This window comes from Olivibacter sp. SA151, assembly GCF_054130995.1.
Genome location: NZ_CP096391.1, coordinates 3073341 through 3092358 on the forward strand (window position 1 = coordinate 3073341; position 19018 = coordinate 3092358).

The following is a 19018-nucleotide window of genomic DNA, read 5'->3' on the forward strand; positions in this document are numbered from 1 at the left end:
TATATTGTTAATAATTTGTCTGATTAGATTGCCTCAATTGCATTGATTTTTCGATTACTAGTTCGAACGCGTCCAGCCAGTCGCGAATGAATCGATCCATTCCAAAGTTTTGTATTGCTGTCTCCCTAGCATTATCCCCCAATTTTTTGGCGTGAAGTGGATCATCGAGCAACAACTGCATTTTATTTATCAAGTATGACACATCCGTATGAATGTACCCAGACTTTCCATTGTCTACGGTCATGGCCATCTCCGTAGTCGCTAAGCCTATAATTGGTAAGCCTACCATCATCGACTCACAGACTGCCAAACCTAAACTCGTGTAACGTATCGGATTAAAGAAAAAACGATACTTCGAAATGAAGGATGGTAGTTCAGGAGGCGCTATCTCTCCCAATCCACCGGCCACTTCCGATTCCATACCGATTAGATCTAAAGGAACATACTTTTGCACTTGCTTAAAAATATCGTAACCTAATCGCCTCCCTCGCTTCGCTATGCCATTGATTACTACAACTCCTTTTTCAAGCACTCCGGTATAATTGACGTCTTTAGGGATCAAAACTCCATGTTGGATCACTCTAGTAGGTGTACGATTATTGTCCCACATCAGATTGTTAAAATGGGTTACATGTATTAATAGGACCTCAGGATCATCTACTATATGCCGCGTATCGGTAGGTACCTCTCTCGGTGGATCATGTTCTAAATAAATCTTAGGTAGAAGTCTTTGACGTTCATCTAAAATTTCATACTGATCTTCGAGGTAGTTCTTTCTCGACTGGAACAAAATGCAATCAAAATCCATGTCCTTTAGTTCAGAAACCGGTACCTCATATACATTGTCTCCCCATTTAAAAGTTCCGGAGCGACCGCCGTATCCTTCCGGTCTATCAGACATTACCGGTAGATAGAACTGGCACGGTACCTGAGAAAGGTAGTAAAGATAACTACCATGTATATGCCAGGTTAAAATTCTTAATGGCTTTTGCGATATTATTTGCATAACTGTCTATTTATATTTCTTCGTACATTCTTGCTTCTATTTATCATTTAATAAAATTTTCACTTCCCTTAAAACTTCACTTACTTCAATGCCTCTTACGAACGAAAAAAGGTGTTCACAATTAAGATCCCGAGGTTCAAAAGGGTAAGGTTCATTCGGAACGACACCGCACCTAGGGCATTGCATATCCCACGATATAACAAATCGGTGCTTTTTCGTAAATAGCGGTCCCCATTTAGCGAAGTTGGGTGCCCAATATATACCTACCGTTTTAGCGCCGGCAGCCCTTGCCAAATGAAGCGGTCCTGTATCGTTAGAAACGACCAATTCACTTTTGGCAAAAAGTGCTCCGAGCGTTCCCAGGGATACGTTGCGGCAGGCGTAAAAAGCCTGATTTTGCATAGTTGCAATGATTTCCTGAAGGTATTGTTCATCCTCATTGTCGCCAGTGAATAGGACAGTAACCCCGCTTTTTACAAGCTCGTCCGCCAATTGTGCAAATTTATCCGGAAGCCATCGCCTTCGAAGATCCTTAGCACCGGGATGCACAATGATGTAAGGCTGACTAATAACCAAATTTTGCAAAATCTCCTTTGCATTGGCATACTCAGCAGGAAACAGGGTAATTTCGGGCTCTAAAGTATAGGGCAATGCCCCCACTAAATCTATCAGCTCTAAATAGCGCATTACCTCGTGCTGATAATGGACAAAAGGAATGCAGTAATCTGTATCTATGGCCTCCCTGCATGTATGCCCTATTGTCACGCGGGCGTTTAATTTGCTTATAAAGGGATTGGACGCTATACCTCTGCCTTGAAAATGAATAGCTAGATCGAACTTCTCTTCTTGCATACGTTGAAAAAAATGGTCTATTTCTGCTTGATCTGCCTCTTTTCCTTCTTCATCCCGAATACCTTTATATAGGGGAACCACAACAACACGATCGATTACCGTTCGCTTTTTGACAAGAAATTCGGCGTGCCAAGGACTTCCCAGCAGTACAATCTCAGCCTCTTCATAAGCGTGTTTAAGAGCATGAATGGCTGGCAGGGTAACAAGAAAATCTCCAAGAGCGTTGGCTCTTAGAACGGCTATTTTTTTTACATCTTTCTCTTTAATTTTATTCATCTGTTGTAGCGTCGGTTACTTCATCCGATAAGTCATTTATATATGTGCCACTATCACAAATCCCTACTAAATCAGCAAAGTCAATAATATGTTCTTTCATCAGCTCTTTGATTGTGGCAGGTTCGGTGGCTGCCGATAATTCTAAGCGTGTATCCAGTGCATATAATCTGAATACATAATGATGAATCCCTTTGAAGTATTTTGGGCAGGGGCCTTCATAGCCAAACGTATGATTATTGCACAAACCTTCAATTCCACCGGCAGGTACCTGCCCTTCTTCAATTAACGTAGTGGCAGGAGGAATATTAAAAACATGCCAATGCGTCCATGGGACTGGAGAAGCGTCTATATCTTCGATCAACAATACTAAGCTTTCGGCATCAGAAGGAATACCTTCAAATACGAACGATGGGCTAACATTTGAGCCTAAACATGTAAATCTTTTCGGAATCTCGGTACCTGGTTCAAAAATGCTTCGTATTTTCATCTGTTTTTTTTCTTCGTCAAACTATTCATGCATCGTAAAGCGCAAAATCTGCCACGAATACAACCTCGCTATAATCATTTTGATTATCGAAAATTCCGTATCTTAATGATTGCCAGAACCGGACAGACAAGCACAAACTCCTATCCAAAAAAGGAAAAGCTGTGAAGTAACTGCATCTAAAAAAGTCGTAAATAAGCGAAGAGAAGTGCTTTAGGTATAAAATTCAACGTAATTTCTTTTTCAATATCAGCACAACGTCAAGGAAAAATTAGAAAAGGAGAAAGCAGTTTATACAAAGAAGTGAACAACGGAGAACCTTTTTTAGGACAGTAATAAAAGTTGCCACTCCTTGATTAATCTTCATGGCTACGAAGAAGGCCACATCTACGCTCTTTTTCTCATACTGTTTGTGTAAAAGATGTATAATCATATTGTTTCATTTTAATTTAATTTTATATCGCTAAAACAAACTTATTATGGAGAATTTTAAAGCTTTATCAGCCTTCCCTGATCATTTGCAAAAGTACTTGCTTGAGCATCCCGAGGAATTGCCTACTGAAGTCAACATGACAAATTTTAAAGTGAAGCCCTTTCAAAATGCATGGACCGATATCCGGTTAAGTGCAGATTATGAATATACACGTTACATGGATGTCGTTTTTATTGATGGTGAAAAATACCCTAACAAATTACACAGTTATCTGGTTACCTACTCAAGCTCTAAAAATATTATTAATCTGAAGAGAATTATACTTTCTTAGTCCGACACTTATCTTAAGTTATTATCTTGCTGACACTTAATTGGTTTAAACCAATTAACGGTAATCATGACGACCTTCCATTGAATTGCCCACATAAAGCATCGGCAGTAACCCATATGCAACACGGCGTTACTGCTGATAATTTCAAAATAATCGCAACAAAACGCATATATCTTTTACCTTTGCTTTTTACTAAGTAAAAACTAATAGATTTTGGAAAATCTTCACGAAAACACGTCAAATCAGCAAGAACTTAAACGGGGATTATTAAATAGACATATACAGCTTATTGCTTTAGGCGGCGCCATCGGTACCGGCTTATTTTTGGGAATTGGACCGGCAGCCGTTATGGCAGGTCCTGCCGTTGTCTTCGGTTATGCAATAGCAGGTTTCATCGCCTTTCTAATTATGCGGCAACTGGGAGAGATGGTGGTTGAAGAACCCGTATCAGGAAGCTTCAGTCATTTTGCGTATAAGTACTGGGGAGCCTTTCCAGGTTATGCATCGGGATGGAATTACTGGATTTTGTATATCTTGGTGAGCATGTCGGAGCTGACCGCCATAGGCATTTATGTACAATTTTGGTGGCCTGAAATCCCACTTTGGGCATCCAGTTTGTTTTTTTTCCTCGTCATAAATGCCATTAATCTAGCCTCTGTGAAAATATACGGAGAAGCTGAGTTTTGGTTCTCAATTGTTAAGGTGATTGCCATTATTGCGATGATCCTTTTTGGCACCTATCTCCTAATTACCGGGAAGGGCGGAGAAGAAGCAAGTATTCGTAATTTATGGAATGATGATGGTTTCTTTCCAAAAGGTCTGTTTAGTATCGATGAAGGAGGGAATTACCAAGGTTTACTTACGGCTATGGCTTTGATTATGTTTTCTTTCGGAGGCCTGGAATTAATTGGTATTACAGCAGCAGAGGCAGAGAACCCCGAAAAAAACATCCCAAAGGCAACCAATCAAGTAATTTACCGTATTCTAATTTTTTATGTCGGTGCCTTGGTGATTTTATTTTCCTTGTCTCCATGGCGAGAAATTACGACCGGTAGCAGTCCCTTTGTTGCTGTTTTTGACACTTTAAAGGGTTTTGAATTTACAGTCTTAGGTAAAACGTTCTCTTTTACAAGCATTATAGCCAATGTGTTAAATATTATTGTACTCACTGCAGCATTATCTGTTTACAACAGTAGCGTTTATAGCAATAGCAGAATGCTGTTCGGATTGGCGAAGCAAGGCAATGCACCCCGATTTTTGTCGAAGCTGAACAGAAACCACGTCCCGATAATGGCTATTTTAGTTTCGGCTATCTTTGCTGCTATTTGCATTGTTATTAATAAACTAATGCCCGAGCAAGCATTGGGGATTCTTATGTCTTTAGTGGTGTCGTCGTTGATTATCAATTGGATTATGATAAGTATTACCCACTTGTTTTTTCGTAAAGCAAAAAATGTTGAGCAGCTAAAAACAAAATTCCCAACCTTCCTATATCCTTTTACAAATTATATCTGCCTATTGTTCCTAATTGGTGTGCTCGTTATCATGTGGCTTACGGGTATGAAAACGCCCGTTGAACTGATTCCCATCTGGTTAATACTATTATATGTGAGTTATTTGGCCGTAAAAAGAAATAAACAAAAAACCACCGACAGATTTTAGGTGTTTTAACCTAAAGCAATTATAGATTGATGACCCTAATATATTGCATAGAAAATAAAGGGATTGCACGCAGATTAAGAATATTATTTATTCTTGCTTTTTCTATCTTGTCACAGCCTATCGAAGCGCAAGAGAAATTAGAAAGAGAATACAGGATAGCGGCGGAACATGTGCCTGAAAAAGCAAAATCCTTTATTAAAGCTACTTATTTGAATGCAAAGGCAAAATGGTATAGAGAAGAAGGTCTAAGCGGTTTTACCTTAGAAGCAAAACTTAAATGGAAGGGACAGCGACACAGTGTAGAATTCGACACATTAGGGAATTTACAGGATATCGAGATAGGCATTAAATTTGAAGAGGTTGAAGACATAGCCAGGAAGCAAATTGAAACCCACTTACAAACTAACTTCCAACATTATAGAATTGTCAAAACACAAGTACAATTGAAAGGCTCTTCTGCTCAACTTCAGCGAATCGTTGGTAATCAAACCAGGGAAACTACAGAAGAACTCATAATAAATTATGAACTTATTATAAAAGCGAAAAGCAGCGAAGATAAGATCAATAGCTTTTACGAAATTCTTGTTAATAAACAAGGTGAGGTAATTAAATTGTCTAAAATTGTAGAACGTGCCGTAAATCATCTCATATTCTGATTATAAAACACAAATGAAGAACCATTTCCTGTTCGGGTATTTCTTTTTATTTTGCATTTCATCTTTACGTGGGCAGGATCGCTACCAATTAGGGGTTATTCCTCAAATTAATAATGAATTTAGCTTAGGTGACCGATATGAGCTAAATTCAAAAGTAGAGATACGACAACTGTTAAAAGATGGTCCTTCAAACCTTACTGCACAAAAAGGATTTCATTTTGAAAGAAGCGATTTTGAAACAATATTAAACAGAAAGCTAAGCCCTTTAGACGGAGTGGGTGTGGGGTATCTCCTTCGAATTGAAGAAGGAAAGTTAGTCCATCGTTTCATTCAACAATATGCTCATGTTCAAAATAAAATAGGCTTTCGACTTGCCCATCGTTTTCGAAGTGACCAAACCATAACCGATAATGAATGGTCGTTCAGAATCCGGTACCGACTAAGTTTTGAAAAGCCATTAGAAGGTTTAGAGATAGATCCTAAAGAGTTTTACTTAAAAATTAACAACGAATATCTTCCAACCTATGCGAAAAAAGAACTGGATGTAGAGATTAGACTGCTTGCCTCGCTTGGATATAATTTATCTGATAAAATGAAATTCGAGACCGGTTTCGATTATAGAGCTGAAGATATAATAGCAAAAAATACGGAACACCAATGTTGGCTCAATTTGGGGTGGTTTCATAGCTTTTAAACTATTCGACATCTTGGTTGTTTAAAGCAAGTATGAAAACAACTGAAATTGAATGGTTACTTGAACCTAACGATATGATGAGCTTTCTCGTTTCGATCATTTGTGGTAGTATCATCGGACTCGAACGCGAATACAACAATAAATCAGCCGGTTTTAGAACCATTGTATTAATTTGCCTCGGTTCAACAATTTTCACGATCGTTTCAAAATATGGTACCGGAAGTGATGATCGTATTTCTGCAAATATTATTACAGGTATTGGCTTTATAGGCGCGGGTGTTATATTTAAAGATCGACTATCGGTACTGGGCCTCACTACTGCGGCGGTTATTTGGACGGCGGCGGGAATAGGTATGGCTGCTGGAATCGGTTACCACGCTTTAGCTCTGGCGCTTACGTTGGTTACTATTGTAGTTTTGTCCTTGTTTACCAAAATTGAAAATCTAATTGGAATGTACCATAATCGTAAGTTGCTGAATATTGACTTTTGTGATGGCGATCTTCGGCATCTTCATTATGTTGAGCATTTTTTAGAGGAAAGGCACATAAAGTATACAAGAATTTCGTTGCGTAAGCAAAATGAAAGATTATTTGCTATATTAGAGGTACAAGGAAGTGACAAAAAATTAAGGTATTTGGATGAAGAAATAATTCAATTGCCTTATGTACGAGCCTTTAGCTAACCATTAACCATTACATAGTAAACCTAATGAGCACCATTTTAAACAAGGAGGAGTCGGTTCAGTTTCTATCAAAGCTGGGAGTGCCGGAGGGACTTATCCAAGTGACCGCTCACGGTGGTGGCACTTTACATGAGGCCTTATTTAGACTTCGACCACCTCATACAATATACGCCTCGCAAGACACCATTCCCTATAAACAGTTAGCGGTTCTTTTCGAAAAAGGGCGCCATGCAATAGCTTACGATTTAATCATGCGACGCTATATTCGTTTCGACTTAGCCTTTCCCGACACTGTTATCTCCTGTTATAAGAATGTTCAGAATGTTCTGGCTGAAGAATTAACTCGATTAGTCGCTGGCGGTTTACCTAAAACCATTTTTGAAAAAGTATCCAATTTGTTAGGCTTCAAATATACAGAACTCCTTTGGGTACATTACATCAATTTTGAACTCATATATCTGTCGGATTACAAAAATTGGCTCGATGATCTCATCATGAAAATCGATATGCACTTGAAAGAAAAATAGATACACTTTCTCTATCTTATTTCTCAAATATTCATATATTATTGTGAAATAATGTGTATATAATTTATATTAGCAACGTCAACTAAACAAATCATTAACAAAACCAAATAAAGAAATCTGTAAATACCAATTAACATCTCGAACGTCTTATTTCTTACGATCTAAGGAAGATGTTCATTTCTGCTTGAGTTCGATAGTAACGGTTTAGGAGCACACATTCTCCGAACAACCGCCGCTGAGAATTCACTGGATTTCTTTTTGATTGCATTCTTATGGGGATTTTAAGTTTTTTAAATAGAGAAAAGCGAATAGAAAGTTCAACATCGGCTATTATTTTAGGAATTGTATTATTAAAAGAAGCGACAATGGTACTTGATGAGGTGCTATGGTTACTTCAAAGTGAATTTAAGACCAAAATGGTAGAGCATGAGCGAGGAGAGGAAATGATGGTATTAACGATTGCGGATTATCAAATAGTTATTGCACCCATTTGTGGCAATATTCCGGATGATGAGGTGAATGAGATTGCCAGGTACAATTATTACTGGCCGAACGCCATAGAAGAAACAGCAGAACATAACGGTCATATTATTATATCGCTTATAAATGCGGGAAAAAACGCTTTAAAGGAAAATCTATTGTTCAGTAAAGTTGTATGTGCTATCTTAAAAAGCAGCAACTCTTTAGGTTTTTATATGGGAGGAAGAACACTTTTACTAGAAAAGGACTTTTATTTAAATAATGCTATTGGTGCCTCAGAAGACCGCCTGCCACTGTACAATTGGATTTATTTTGGCCTCAGACAGCTTGGAACAAAGCAATCCATCTATACCTATGGTTTGTCTGATTTTGGAAAGCAAGAAATGGAGATTATAAATTCCGAAAAGACATTTGAAGAATTAAATGCGCTTATGTATAATATTGTACATTATGTCTTGGTTTCTAACGTACATTTGAAAAGCGGCGAGATGGTTGGCTTGTCTTGGAATGAGAAGTTTACTATAAGCAAATCTAAAGGCAAATTTGTTCATGGCACCACACTTAAAATTTCTTATTAAAGATTCTTTATTACGCTAAAATAAAACCAACCAGTTATTGTTTCCCTACATATAACCAAGGTAGCGTCTATTCTCAGTTACCATGAAACCGTTCTCCCGCCTCTTCCCAATACATTAAACGCTCTAAATTTGAGCCCTTTTTGAAAGGAAACGGGTTTTGAATATACCTTACTTTTTTCATTAGGTTCCGTACCGTCTGTTGTATAGCGAATAATTAAACCTGGAAGCTGAACATTGGCATACACTGTGTTTTCAATCTTTTTTAACCCAGGTGTCGGAATTCTATACAAAAAGCCTCCTTTGTAAAAGTCTAGACGAGGCAATTCCCTTTTGCCAACGGTATTAAGAAACACTGACCAAGCGTATAAATACGAGGTTTCCGCTTTCTTCGGCTCAACATCAACGGCCCAACTAGGATCGGGTGCCCAAGCCCGCTCAGCTAAACCTAACAATTTCGGTAACAGCAGATATTCCAAACGATCTTTATTGACTATTTTTTCGCTCCATAATGGCGCCTGAATTCCGACAATATTATCCTTGCCGAATTTTGTTAGCCGTTCCATTTTTACAAAGTGGTTAGCGGGAAGAGCTCTTCCTCTTTCGTCTTCTACCTGATTTTTATAATAGTTGTACGGAATGAATCGAAAAGGTTTCTCCAGATCAACATAGCCACCCCAATATTGCCCGATTTCGTAAAAGCTAGTGTTATAAGCCAAATCAAGATACATGTTGGTAACATTTGTAAGCACAACTTGGTAGCCTGCATTGGCCAGTTTATAAGCAAGGTCTTCATTCCCGGCTAAATTATTCCAAACATCTAAATGAAAGTTATTTTTGGCGAAACGCTGTTCCACAATCATCTTTTTCTTTCCCTTCCCGTCTGCTACCTTACGCAACCCGGCTTCTTCCCAAGCAGAGAGGTACAATGCTTTAGTTGACAAGAACCTCTGCAACTTATTGAAATAATAATACCATAAATCGTCTACCGATTTTATTGTCGGATCGTTGGCCATCAACTTTCTAACGGCAGGAGATTGCTCCCAAACCCCGGAAGGCACCTCATCTCCGCCGAAATGGATGGTCTGAAGAGGCATTCCAGCCTCTTTGTGCATATTGATCAACTCATCGCTTACTTTTTCCAAGAATGTATAGGTTGATGGCAGAGCAACATTTATCACATTATCATTGAACCCTTGAACCGAACGATAATCTGAATGATCTTCCAAGTCATGCAGCAGGTATTTTCGTCCCTCTTCTTCCTTACCTTGTGCTTTAAAATGTTCATAACGGGCTTTCATCGCTTTAATAGCTGCCCGCGCGTGTCCGGGTGTCTCTATCTCAGGTATTACGCGGATGTGTCTAGACTTAGCATATCGTAAGATATCTATATAATCCTTTCGGCTGTAATATCCGCTCCCTGCTGTGTTCGTTTTAAAAGGACCGGAGCCATAGGAGGGAAGAAGGTGATCCAGTTCGTTTAAGGTGTGGCCTCTGAACGCGCCGACTTCTGTGAGTTCGGGTAGGCCGGGGATTTCTAAGCGCCAGCCTTCATCCTCAACTAAGTGAAAATGAAAAACGTTCAACTTATACAGGGCCATTAAATCTAAAAGCTTAAAAATTTGCTCTTTCGGTTGAAAGTTCCGTCCAACATCCAACTGGAAAGCCCGATGTTTAAATCTTGGTCGATCTATTATACTAACACAAGGTAAGCTAATATTTTTTTGCGTACCCTTATAATATTCCGGTGCTATAAGCGTCTTAATGGACTGTATAGCATAAAACGCTCCCCTAGGATCGCCCGAATAGATGCTAATGTCATGAGGTGTTATGGTAAGTTCGTAAGCTTCCGGCGTGTTGAGCGCCTTCTTTTCAAACCGTATCGTCGCTTGGTTACGGCTATCAGTTAATATCGCGTTACAATTCAGCAATTTACATAGTTCTACTAAATGCTCTGCTTCCCCTAATATGCTAGAGTCAGCATAAATTTTCAACTCTTCATTAAACGTAAAGCTTCCCGGTTTTCGGTAATAACTTTCCGGAGTCGGAAACACAGGCGGAATCGACATGCTGTCAATGGATACAATCTTGGTATTTTCTTCATAGATTTTGGCATTCAGTGCTATTTCCTGCTTTTTAATATATTTTGGTGTGTCCAATGCTAAAGACAAACTAACTCCCTTGGTGGAATCAGGATTAAATACTGCATAAAAGCCATTTGGAAAATCTGTAATATTGCGAATCTTACGTGAAAGCACTTGCATAACGATTGAATCACCAGGTCTAATCTCCGGGAAAGTGGAATCGGGAGCAATTGAAAAGACATCACCATTGATGTGCGCTATTTTAACGTGATTGGTATCGCTATCACTCAATCGTAAAGAGCCCATATTAAAAAAGAGTTTCCAATTCCCTTGTTTTAATGAACGCTCGCCCGTATTAATAATGGTGAAAGCTGATTCACTTTCTGTGTGTTTTGCAGAGGAGCTTTCAAGTATTTTCCATTTTAGCTTTAAGGGTTCACTTTCTTCTGTTATACTTTTGCTATTCGAGCAAGCGAAAAAAAGAATTAACCAAAGCCAAAGGAATTGATGATTAATCTTCATATGTTAGCTTTTTGTGTTTAAATATCGGATTAATCTTCAATAATAAGATATTATTAATCGATTTTCATCTGTTTTCACCTGGTATCGATGATATTACGGATACGTGCGTTATTCACTTACCTATTGCAGCCGATTGAATGTCCTGTTCAGCAAGTTCTATTGCTCGTTCCAGTATTTCGTCACGTCTTTCTTTTAGCGCCTCAAGCGTAGGTTTCACCTCTATATCAGGTATGACTCCTACTAAATGATGTTTACTACCTGTATTCGTTTTTACCAACGTTCCTGAAAAGCGTAACCTATAACCATGGGGCAAGAGCAAAATATTAACAGCTCCATCTGCACCCGCGGTAGCTTGACCAATAATAGTTCCGAGTTTATAATTCTTTATTACGCTAAGATAGGTTTCCGACACACTTATTGCATTAGCATCCGTTAGAAAGTATGCTTTTGCTTTCCACCTTTTTTGCGCCGGATGAATTAAATGCGTCAGTACTTTATAGTGCACATTCTGATAGTCTGGATAGAGAATTTGTGGAACATAAATGCGATGATCTATAATTTCTGAAGTAGTAAGCTGTTCCTGAATTTGATTAAGCATTTGAGCTGAAGAAATCGTTGCAGGAGGATAGCCCCTCATATCGAAAATGATCGCCTTTGCCTCATCCATTTCTTGCAGAATATAAGGGTTTGTTCCAAACTTATCAGAAGTAAGATCAACATAATATAATGCTTTATTAATCCACCCTGTTGCTTTTTGATACAAAGAGAAAGAATTGTTTTGAGGCGCTCTCGACATTACACTTCTTGGAATTTGAATCCTTTTCTCACCTTCCGCCGTTCGTAGTTTCATTTTTAACGAACTGTGTTTCGGGCCGTTGAATAATATTGTTAATCCTTTTGATCGTTTCCACTGTTGAGATCCAGATATTAAATCTTCTTTTTCTCTAAGATACTCCATTGCGGATCGTCCGTTTATATTCATAATTTCATCGCCTATTTGCACGCGTTTTGAAAGATCCTGATCCATCACCATTTTAACGAAAATCCTGTTGTCTATGGATGTCGCAAGTAGTGGTACACTGGCTGTTGCATCATCTTTTGTTTCATTATAAAGGTCCACATACATTTGCCCGTCGTTTAAGGGGACGGTTAATAATTGAAGGGTGCTTAAGAAATCCTGTTTATCAACATCAAAAAATGCTTTTTCGAGCGATCGTTCAAATATTGAATCGGGAGCAGCAGAAGCTTCTTTCCAGTAAGGGAAAGAATGCTTGAGTACGTTCCATGCTTGAATAAGACAAGCTAGTCGTGTTTCAATTGCTTTTTCATCCTGACCTAAGAACTTTACGCTTGCCTTCTTTTGAAATCGGTCAAGCGTAGCGCTGTCAACAGCCGGGTAGGTATGTATACCATTACTATATAATGAAAGCGGAATTAGGACACTGATATCAGACACTAGCTCCTTCCTTATTACTTCACCTGCCTTAATTTCCCTATTAAAGAGCGGCTCATGACGTACTTTTCCTATCATAAACGCATATTTCGTACGTTCAATATTTAAATCCCCTGAAAAATCAATTAATTCTGCTAAATCGAGATCTATAGGAATTAACTTGTTGTCGGAATTATGTATAAATAGTTGCGGACTATTTAGTTGTACATTTTCCACGGATGGATCAATGTAACATCCAAATTGTACAAGGGGTAAGTTTCTGTCAATCGTTCCACGAAATATGAAACTTTCTTTCACTTCAGCAATTGCTTTTCGTTCTGTATTTAGTTCATCTAGGTCTTCCGACGCTACACAAGGGCCTGCAAATAAATTGTCTTTATAATTGTCCGACGTCGGTTTAGCTGTAATATCCAAAGTGAATACAAAAGGCTTCCCTTTGTATTTCTCCAATTGAAGTACTTTTGTAACCGAAAAGTAACTTAAGGGGCTTTTGTTTTGGTCGTATTCTATTTTACTGTTTACCCGTATACTTCTAAAAGGGACGGACATGTTCGAATTTAAGCCGAAGCCCTGATGCTGCCAATAAACTAATCTATCTTTACAATTATTGACGGTATCCGTTAACGTAAAGCTATCGATTTTGTCTGAGAAATCAATTTTAGCTTGGGGCACAAGAGGGCAAAATAAAGCACGCAGTTCCGTTATTAATTCCTTGTCGTTCTTTACCATGAGCATACGCTGTATTCCGTATATGGCTATTGCATTCCAACAAGAATCGTTTTGCAGTTCGTCGGCAGGATAAAAATACTTAACATATCCGAACAATTTACTGAAAGCCATCAAATTTCGTTTTTGCTGTTTACTTGGTTGCGCATAAGCAAGTGGGTGAAGATGGAAACAAAGGATAAAAAGGATTAACAACCTATTCATGATTCCTCATTTTTAGCAGTAAGGTGATTTTATGACAAGTTTATAACCTATTGATAACTAATACAAAAAAGCGGAGCAGAATTAACATTTTATAACATTTCGACGTGATGCTTTGTCTTTCTTCCGGTTACTTGCAATATTTATCACGAAAATTCTATATTCGTTTCCTTGGATCAGTCTCTATGGCTTTATGAATAAAAATATCGAGAAACTCTATAAAATAGCGGCTAAAGAAGAACGAAATATTATTGGCCTTATGTCAGGAACTTCCTTTGATGGTCTCGATATTGCGTTGTGTCAATTCAAAGGTTACGGACCGGAAACTCAGGTGAAGGTGTTGCATTTTGTAACAAAGGATTATGACGCTGCTTTTAAAGAAGACTTAAAATCAGTGTTTGCAAAGAAGATGGTCGACTTAGAGAAAATCACCTTGTTAAACGCTTATATCGGCAGCTATTATGCTTCGCTCGTCTCTGCTTGTTTAAAAGAATGGCAGCTTGAAGCTGACGACATTGATATTATTGCCAGCCATGGTCAAACTATTTTTCACGCACCGAAGCATATGCATGGAAATCAAAAGTATGGCAACGCCACGCTCCAAATAGGCGATGCTGATCATTTAGCAGTAAATACCGGTATTATCACCATTAGTGATTTTCGACAAAAACATATTGCAGGTGGTGGGGAAGGTGCCCCATTAGCTGTGTATGGGGATTATTTGATCTTCTCTCACCCGAAAGAGAATAGAATTATGCTTAATATAGGGGGGATCGCAAACTTCACTTACTTACCAGCCAACTTTTCGGAAAGCGGCTTTTCGACGGATGTAGGCCCCGGCAATACATTAATGGATCAATATATTCAGCTTAAATTTCCCGGAAGATATTATGATAAAGACGCGACGATAGCTTCTGCCGGAAAGATCAATGAAGCCCTTTTGAAAGCTTTATTGGACAACGACTTTTTTAGAGCCCCTTTTCCGAAAACCACGGGGCCAGAGCTTTTTAGTTTGGCTTATTTAAATCGGGCAATTGAACGTTCAGAGCAGCAAGGTTTGAATGATTATGATATCATGGCAACGCTTGTACAGTTTTCGGCAAAAGGTATTGCACAGGCAATCATTTCATCCGTAAAGAAAGGCGAGAACTATACGTTATACCTTAGTGGGGGCGGTATGTACAACCCTTTGTTGGTAGATCAAATTGAGCGACTCTTAAAAAAAAAAACAAGAACGACGAAAGAGCTGGGAATTAATCCCGATGCAAAAGAGGCCGTCCTGTTTGCATTATTGGCTAACGAAGCGGTTGCAGGGAGGCCGACCCATTTTGAACGGATGGGTGGTTTACCCGCTGTATCTATGGGGAAAGTTAGTTTTCCGTATTGATCCACAGGAACTTTAATCTGGGTATGCATGGATCTATAGAAACAACTTGAACACAAAAAAAGTGAATGCTTGTGAAAAAAAGCAAATTTATCTATGTTTGAAAAACTTAACTAAAAGCAGAAGTAAAGGAGTTTGTGTAATTTTGATGCCCCTGTCATATGCTGCAATGCGTAGTGCTTATAGTTTGATCCCAGCTAAAGATTTGTGAAGAGTTTAATTAATGTAACATGTTAAATCAGAATTCGTTACCTAAACAGCCTAGCTGGCTGCTTTCTTATTGGAATGTCGGCGTTTTGTTACATTGCTCAGTTTTTCTTTTTCTACTTGAATCGTATTTCTATTGGTTAAAATTGAAAAGTGCTTATATAGAGGGAGGTATTATTCAAACGTTATTTTGGTTGGGGTGCCTTTTATTTGCTTTTAGCCATGTTTTTTTAGTTATTATGGACGCTTGGTCGAGATTTCAAAATTACAAAAGAATAAAAGACCATCTCTATGTACACGGTTTTACCCCTAAATTAGCCAGACACTACAGCGGCTCCAAATGTCAGCGAAATGCAGTACTTGTTGCTGCTGCTGAATTAGGTCTTCGGAACCAGGTAGAGATTTATTATAATAAAATAGGAATTAAGTGGTTTCATTTCATACCTCAGTTTATGGTACGTGATCCGTTCTTCCTGTTTAAAAGATATTTCTGGTCGCGTACATTTATGGAGAAGTATTATGAACCGCGTTTCAACTTCCGCGACTTAGGTAATACATTGAATAAAAACATGGTCTATAATGCTTATAGGAAAGAATCTGTCTAAATCTTATCGCTCAAAAATTGCACTAGATAATGTCAGTATACAGGTTGCCCCAGGGGAGATTTGCGGGTTGTTGGGACGTAATGGTGCCGGGAAAACTACACTTTTTAAAATATTAACCGGTTTGATCAGGGCTGATAGCGGTGAAATAATTCTTCAATCACCTCGATCCAAATCTATTGGTGCCATCATTGAGAGACCTGGCTTATATAACTATCTGAACGCCTATGATAATTTGAAAATATTTGCCGGCATACAAGGTGCCAAAGCTGATCCCGACAGCATTCGGGATTACCTTTTAAAAGTAGGCCTACCTACAGATCGAAAAGATCCGGTAGGTAATTTTTCCCTAGGAATGAAACAGCGGCTAGGCATTGCTATTGCGCTGGTAAACAATCCGGGCTGTTTGATTTTGGACGAACCTTTTTCCGGGCTAGACCCTTTCGGTGTGGCATCTCTTATTGACCTTATTCTATCGTTAGCCCAATATGAAAAAATTGCCATTCTTTTATCTTCTCATCTCATGGGTGAGTTAAGTAGGTGTTGTCACTCGTTATATATAATGGACAATGGGAAAATTGTAAATTCAGGTACTACAAAACATTTAATCAGTAAATACATTTATAGCTATTCAATATTAGCAAATAATATCGAATCTTCCGAAGTACTTAAGAAGTATCAGACCGTCTTTGGCGTTAATGAAGTGAAAGTAGTTTGCAATAGCGGGGAAATTACCGGTTTGTTGAACGAATTGTTAAGTGAAGGAGTACAAGTCACAGCTTGTATTCCGGATTTAACCCTGGAACAATTAATAAAGGGAACTCTATGATGAAATCACTTTTCAGTGCCGAACTGTTGAAAATTGTGAAGCAAAGCAAAACCTATTATGCTTTGGGAGCCATTATATTAATAGAATTGCTGATTCTGCTCATCGCGTACTATCAGGGAAGCACGGTCTTGGATTTGCTTCTAGAGTCATTAAAGCAATCATTTTATTTTGAGGGTTCATTACTGAACGGTAACCTCATTATGTACATCGTTCTTAATTCACTTTGGTTCAATGTGCCATTAATTCTCATGATAATTACGTCTGGTTTTCTTACTGATGAATATAAAGACGGAACACTGCAGTCTGTTATGTTGCAGGCAGTTAAAAAAAAGCAGTTCATTTTAGTCAAATATGCAATGGCTATCTTGTTTACAATCCTTGTGATTACTTTTATGATGTTAACGACTTTCGCCTTTGCTTATGCAATTTTCGGTAAAGGAGATTTAATCGTTTATATTAACACCTTAAATTTTTTCGAATCGGGAGATGCTTTTAGACGAATATGCTTTTCATTTATTTCAGGTGCAATTGCTATGATTTTCTACAATGTTACAAGCATGACCCTTGCTATCCTGATAAAGGATTCTTCAAAGACATGGCTTGTATCTGCACTATTTCTTGTTATTACAAATCTACTTTTAAAGGTAGACTTTGGCAATGCAAGTTTCAATAATTTGTTTTTTCCAAAATTGATAGATACATGGCAACAGCTTTTTGTATATGAACTTGACTGGACACGTATTATTGGCAACAACTTTTTGCTCATATTGTACAGCTTGTTAATGGTCTTAATCGGCACATACATTTTTAATAAAAAAGATATCGGATGATTCGCGTTATTTTTGTATTGTTTTTCTTATGGTTAGTCAAACCTATCTTTGGCCAAGAAATAGACACAGATCTGCTGACCATAAAAAAGAGGATGGATGCCGTTCCACAATTCTCTGCAACCGTGATCTTTGATTTAGATGTACCATTCATTCGTATGCCCACTAAATCTGCAAAAATAACTTATTCGAAAGGGGAAAAGATGGGATTTTCCTCAACGGATTTCGTTATGCTACCAAAGCGTGGGTTGGATTTTTCAATGTCGGAGATTTTTAAATATCCGTTTATAACCGTCGACCGGGGTACGGAGAAAAGAAAGGGTTTGCTTTTGAAAGTAGTTAATGTGATTCCCACCGACAAACGCTCCGATTTAGCAATGGCTACGCTATATATGGATGTTCAAGCGAAACGTATCGTGGAATCAGAAATAAATACACGGAAAGACGGTTCTTATATACTATTAATGAGCTACGCAAGTAATAAAGATATACTTCCAAATTATGTCGAAACAACGTTTGCTATCGAACGACTTAAAATACCGTTTAACTTTATGGGAAAGGACACAAAAATCGATCGAAAGAAAATGAGAGCAATGGAAACCAAAACAGGAAAAATAAAAATGCAAATAAAGGATTACCGCATTAAACAACATTGATTTCTCCTCTGTTTGGAACCCATCGCTCTTTTGTTCTAAAGATCCAACTTTCCTTCAATCGAGTCGTCCAGCGTTTTACCTAGAATTGAGCCGACTGACTGCTTCACAAATGCCACAGCATTACCATGTTTATTATCCCAATAATACGCTTCTGTAGGCTCAACTTTAATAACCGTTATTCGCGGGTCGTCTTTTCCTTCCGTAAACCAGGTTTTCAGTAAGGGATTCCAAAGTTCATTAATTTTCTCTCTGTCGTTAACAATGGAAGCTAAACCATAAATATTCAAAAAGTCGGCATATTTTGAGCCTTGAAAAAGTAAATGTACGAAAGGATCTCTTTGAACCTCTTCATTTTTATGACTATCGCTTGCACTTAAGAACCAAAGGTTTCCATCATCATCAACTTTTTGCACCGCCATCGGCCTAATAGATAAAGGAACGCCTACTTTATTCAAGTCTGTGCAAAAAAAACAAGCCTCGGCTATATTTACCAGCTCTTTAACCTTTTCAATAGCCTCTTTTCCGTGTAAATCTTTTTTATTACTTTCTTCTTGTTGCTTATTGATACTATCCATAACTTATTGCTTTTTTAGAGTAACGAATAAATCTTCACAAGGTTTAGATTTCTCGCAATTATTGATTGGGCATCTACGAAACATTCGCGTTTTTAAGCTGTTAGTAATATACTGAGGTTGGCTACCTTTATTTTTTAATAACCGGTATCCAGCCGAAACAGTGGCCTTCCTCTCCAACGTGGGAGGGGGCTTTTGTACTTGACAAAATCAGTAGCCCTATGCGAAACCGTCTCCCGCAGGAGTATCCGACAAAGGAAACGGCAACGAGTATTTTACATATGGATGTCATAATT

The 19018-nt window shown here is 38.2% G+C and carries 18 protein-coding genes; 12 read left to right on the top strand and 6 right to left on the bottom strand.

The window, feature by feature from the left end; genetic code table 11:
- Nucleotides 1-7: 7 nt before the first annotated feature.
- Genes M1D52_RS12655 through M1D52_RS12665 form a run of 3 tightly spaced genes read right to left on the bottom strand, consistent with a single transcriptional unit; the run spans nucleotide 8 to nucleotide 2621 of the window.
- Nucleotides 8-1006, bottom strand: a complete 999-nt coding sequence (locus M1D52_RS12655) for a glycosyltransferase (protein ID WP_437392729.1) — start codon at nucleotides 1004-1006, stop codon at nucleotides 8-10.
- 36 nt (nucleotides 1007-1042) lie between these two features.
- A complete protein-coding gene (locus M1D52_RS12660; RefSeq protein ID WP_437392730.1) occupies nucleotides 1043-2134 on the bottom strand; it encodes a glycosyltransferase family 9 protein in 1092 nt (363 codons plus the stop codon).
- Nucleotides 2127-2621: a YbhB/YbcL family Raf kinase inhibitor-like protein gene (locus tag M1D52_RS12665; protein WP_041388467.1), complete on the bottom strand. Its 495-nt coding sequence runs from the start codon at nucleotides 2619-2621 to the stop codon at nucleotides 2127-2129. The genes M1D52_RS12660 and M1D52_RS12665 overlap by 8 nt, the downstream gene beginning before the upstream one ends.
- A 476-nt stretch (nucleotides 2622-3097) precedes the next feature.
- Here M1D52_RS12665 and M1D52_RS12670 point away from each other — a divergent pair, with 476 nt between their 5' ends.
- From M1D52_RS12670 to M1D52_RS12700, 7 genes are all read left to right on the top strand, one after another.
- The gene (locus tag M1D52_RS12670; RefSeq protein ID WP_013667031.1) at nucleotides 3098-3382 is read left to right on the top strand and encodes a hypothetical protein; all 285 of its coding nucleotides are present in this window, start codon (nucleotides 3098-3100) and stop codon (nucleotides 3380-3382) included.
- 213 nt (nucleotides 3383-3595) lie between these two features.
- A complete protein-coding gene (locus tag M1D52_RS12675) occupies nucleotides 3596-5044 on the top strand; it encodes an amino acid permease (RefSeq protein ID WP_437392731.1) in 1449 nt (482 codons plus the stop codon).
- 26 nt (nucleotides 5045-5070) lie between these two features.
- Complete coding sequence (locus M1D52_RS12680) at nucleotides 5071-5700, top strand: hypothetical protein (protein ID WP_457941564.1); 630 nt, start codon at nucleotides 5071-5073, stop codon at nucleotides 5698-5700.
- Between the two features lie 13 nt (nucleotides 5701-5713).
- Entirely contained in the window at nucleotides 5714-6394 is a 681-nt protein-coding gene (locus tag M1D52_RS12685) for a DUF2490 domain-containing protein (protein WP_130855919.1), read from the top strand.
- 32 nt (nucleotides 6395-6426) lie between these two features.
- Nucleotides 6427-7077 (top strand): MgtC/SapB family protein, encoded by a 651-nt coding sequence (locus M1D52_RS12690; protein WP_013667027.1) that lies wholly within the window; start codon nucleotides 6427-6429, stop codon nucleotides 7075-7077.
- Nucleotides 7078-7103: 26 nt separating this feature from the next.
- Nucleotides 7104-7604 (top strand): hypothetical protein, encoded by a 501-nt coding sequence (locus M1D52_RS12695; RefSeq protein ID WP_013667026.1) that lies wholly within the window; start codon nucleotides 7104-7106, stop codon nucleotides 7602-7604.
- Between the two features lie 272 nt (nucleotides 7605-7876).
- A complete protein-coding gene (locus M1D52_RS12700; RefSeq protein WP_242627180.1) occupies nucleotides 7877-8662 on the top strand; it encodes a DUF4261 domain-containing protein in 786 nt (261 codons plus the stop codon).
- 77 nt (nucleotides 8663-8739) lie between these two features.
- Here the strand turns inward: M1D52_RS12700 and M1D52_RS12705 are convergent, their stop codons facing one another.
- Nucleotides 8740-11265 carry a family 20 glycosylhydrolase gene (locus M1D52_RS12705; protein WP_437392732.1) on the bottom strand — a complete coding sequence of 842 codons (2526 nt, stop codon included), beginning with the start codon at nucleotides 11263-11265 and terminating at the stop codon, nucleotides 8740-8742.
- 112 nt (nucleotides 11266-11377) lie between these two features.
- Nucleotides 11378-13648, bottom strand: a complete 2271-nt coding sequence (locus tag M1D52_RS12710; RefSeq protein WP_437392733.1) for a S41 family peptidase — start codon at nucleotides 13646-13648, stop codon at nucleotides 11378-11380.
- A 190-nt stretch (nucleotides 13649-13838) separates the two neighbouring features.
- Here M1D52_RS12710 and M1D52_RS12715 point away from each other — a divergent pair, with 190 nt between their 5' ends.
- The 5 genes from M1D52_RS12715 (at nucleotide 13839) to M1D52_RS12735 (ending at nucleotide 18150) form a co-directional block, all read left to right on the top strand.
- Nucleotides 13839-15032: an anhydro-N-acetylmuramic acid kinase gene (locus tag M1D52_RS12715; protein WP_437392734.1), complete on the top strand. Its 1194-nt coding sequence runs from the start codon at nucleotides 13839-13841 to the stop codon at nucleotides 15030-15032.
- A gap of 227 nt (nucleotides 15033-15259) precedes the next feature.
- Complete coding sequence (locus M1D52_RS12720; protein WP_013667021.1) at nucleotides 15260-15841, top strand: hypothetical protein; 582 nt, start codon at nucleotides 15260-15262, stop codon at nucleotides 15839-15841.
- Nucleotides 15816-16667 carry an ABC transporter ATP-binding protein gene (locus tag M1D52_RS12725; protein WP_013667020.1) on the top strand — a complete coding sequence of 284 codons (852 nt, stop codon included), beginning with the start codon at nucleotides 15816-15818 and terminating at the stop codon, nucleotides 16665-16667. Before M1D52_RS12720 ends, M1D52_RS12725 begins: the two co-directional genes overlap by 26 nt.
- Entirely contained in the window at nucleotides 16664-17497 is an 834-nt protein-coding gene (locus tag M1D52_RS12730; RefSeq protein WP_013667019.1) for an ABC transporter permease, read from the top strand. The genes M1D52_RS12725 and M1D52_RS12730 overlap by 4 nt, the downstream gene beginning before the upstream one ends.
- On the top strand, nucleotides 17494-18150 hold the full coding sequence (locus M1D52_RS12735; RefSeq protein ID WP_437392735.1) for a hypothetical protein: 657 nt from the start codon (nucleotides 17494-17496) through the stop codon (nucleotides 18148-18150). Before M1D52_RS12730 ends, M1D52_RS12735 begins: the two co-directional genes overlap by 4 nt.
- A 35-nt stretch (nucleotides 18151-18185) precedes the next feature.
- Here the strand turns inward: M1D52_RS12735 and M1D52_RS12740 are convergent, their stop codons facing one another.
- Entirely contained in the window at nucleotides 18186-18725 is a 540-nt protein-coding gene (locus tag M1D52_RS12740) for a pyridoxamine 5'-phosphate oxidase family protein (protein WP_013667017.1), read from the bottom strand.
- Nucleotides 18726-19018 lie beyond the last annotated feature (293 nt).

What these genes read in the sequence shown, in the direction of transcription:
- M1D52_RS12710 (WP_437392733.1), bottom strand. Translation starts at nt 13,648, where the DNA reads ATGAATAGGTTGTTAATCCTTTTTATCCTTTGTTTCCATCTTCACCCA.
- M1D52_RS12670 (WP_013667031.1), top strand. Translation starts at nt 3,098, where the DNA reads ATGGAGAATTTTAAAGCTTTATCAGCCTTCCCTGATCATTTGCAAAAG.
- M1D52_RS12700 (WP_242627180.1), top strand. Translation starts at nt 7,877, where the DNA reads ATGGGGATTTTAAGTTTTTTAAATAGAGAAAAGCGAATAGAAAGTTCA.
- M1D52_RS12730 (WP_013667019.1), top strand. Translation starts at nt 16,664, where the DNA reads ATGATGAAATCACTTTTCAGTGCCGAACTGTTGAAAATTGTGAAGCAA.
- M1D52_RS12690 (WP_013667027.1), top strand. Translation starts at nt 6,427, where the DNA reads ATGAAAACAACTGAAATTGAATGGTTACTTGAACCTAACGATATGATG.
- M1D52_RS12655 (WP_437392729.1), bottom strand. Translation starts at nt 1,006, where the DNA reads ATGCAAATAATATCGCAAAAGCCATTAAGAATTTTAACCTGGCATATA.
- M1D52_RS12695 (WP_013667026.1), top strand. Translation starts at nt 7,104, where the DNA reads ATGAGCACCATTTTAAACAAGGAGGAGTCGGTTCAGTTTCTATCAAAG.
- M1D52_RS12660 (WP_437392730.1), bottom strand. Translation starts at nt 2,134, where the DNA reads ATGAATAAAATTAAAGAGAAAGATGTAAAAAAAATAGCCGTTCTAAGA.
- M1D52_RS12665 (WP_041388467.1), bottom strand. Translation starts at nt 2,621, where the DNA reads ATGAAAATACGAAGCATTTTTGAACCAGGTACCGAGATTCCGAAAAGA.
- M1D52_RS12725 (WP_013667020.1), top strand. Translation starts at nt 15,816, where the DNA reads ATGCTTATAGGAAAGAATCTGTCTAAATCTTATCGCTCAAAAATTGCA.
- M1D52_RS12735 (WP_437392735.1), top strand. Translation starts at nt 17,494, where the DNA reads ATGATTCGCGTTATTTTTGTATTGTTTTTCTTATGGTTAGTCAAACCT.
- M1D52_RS12685 (WP_130855919.1), top strand. Translation starts at nt 5,714, where the DNA reads ATGAAGAACCATTTCCTGTTCGGGTATTTCTTTTTATTTTGCATTTCA.
- M1D52_RS12705 (WP_437392732.1), bottom strand. Translation starts at nt 11,265, where the DNA reads ATGAAGATTAATCATCAATTCCTTTGGCTTTGGTTAATTCTTTTTTTC.
- M1D52_RS12715 (WP_437392734.1), top strand. Translation starts at nt 13,839, where the DNA reads ATGAATAAAAATATCGAGAAACTCTATAAAATAGCGGCTAAAGAAGAA.
- M1D52_RS12720 (WP_013667021.1), top strand. Translation starts at nt 15,260, where the DNA reads ATGTTAAATCAGAATTCGTTACCTAAACAGCCTAGCTGGCTGCTTTCT.
- M1D52_RS12740 (WP_013667017.1), bottom strand. Translation starts at nt 18,725, where the DNA reads ATGGATAGTATCAATAAGCAACAAGAAGAAAGTAATAAAAAAGATTTA.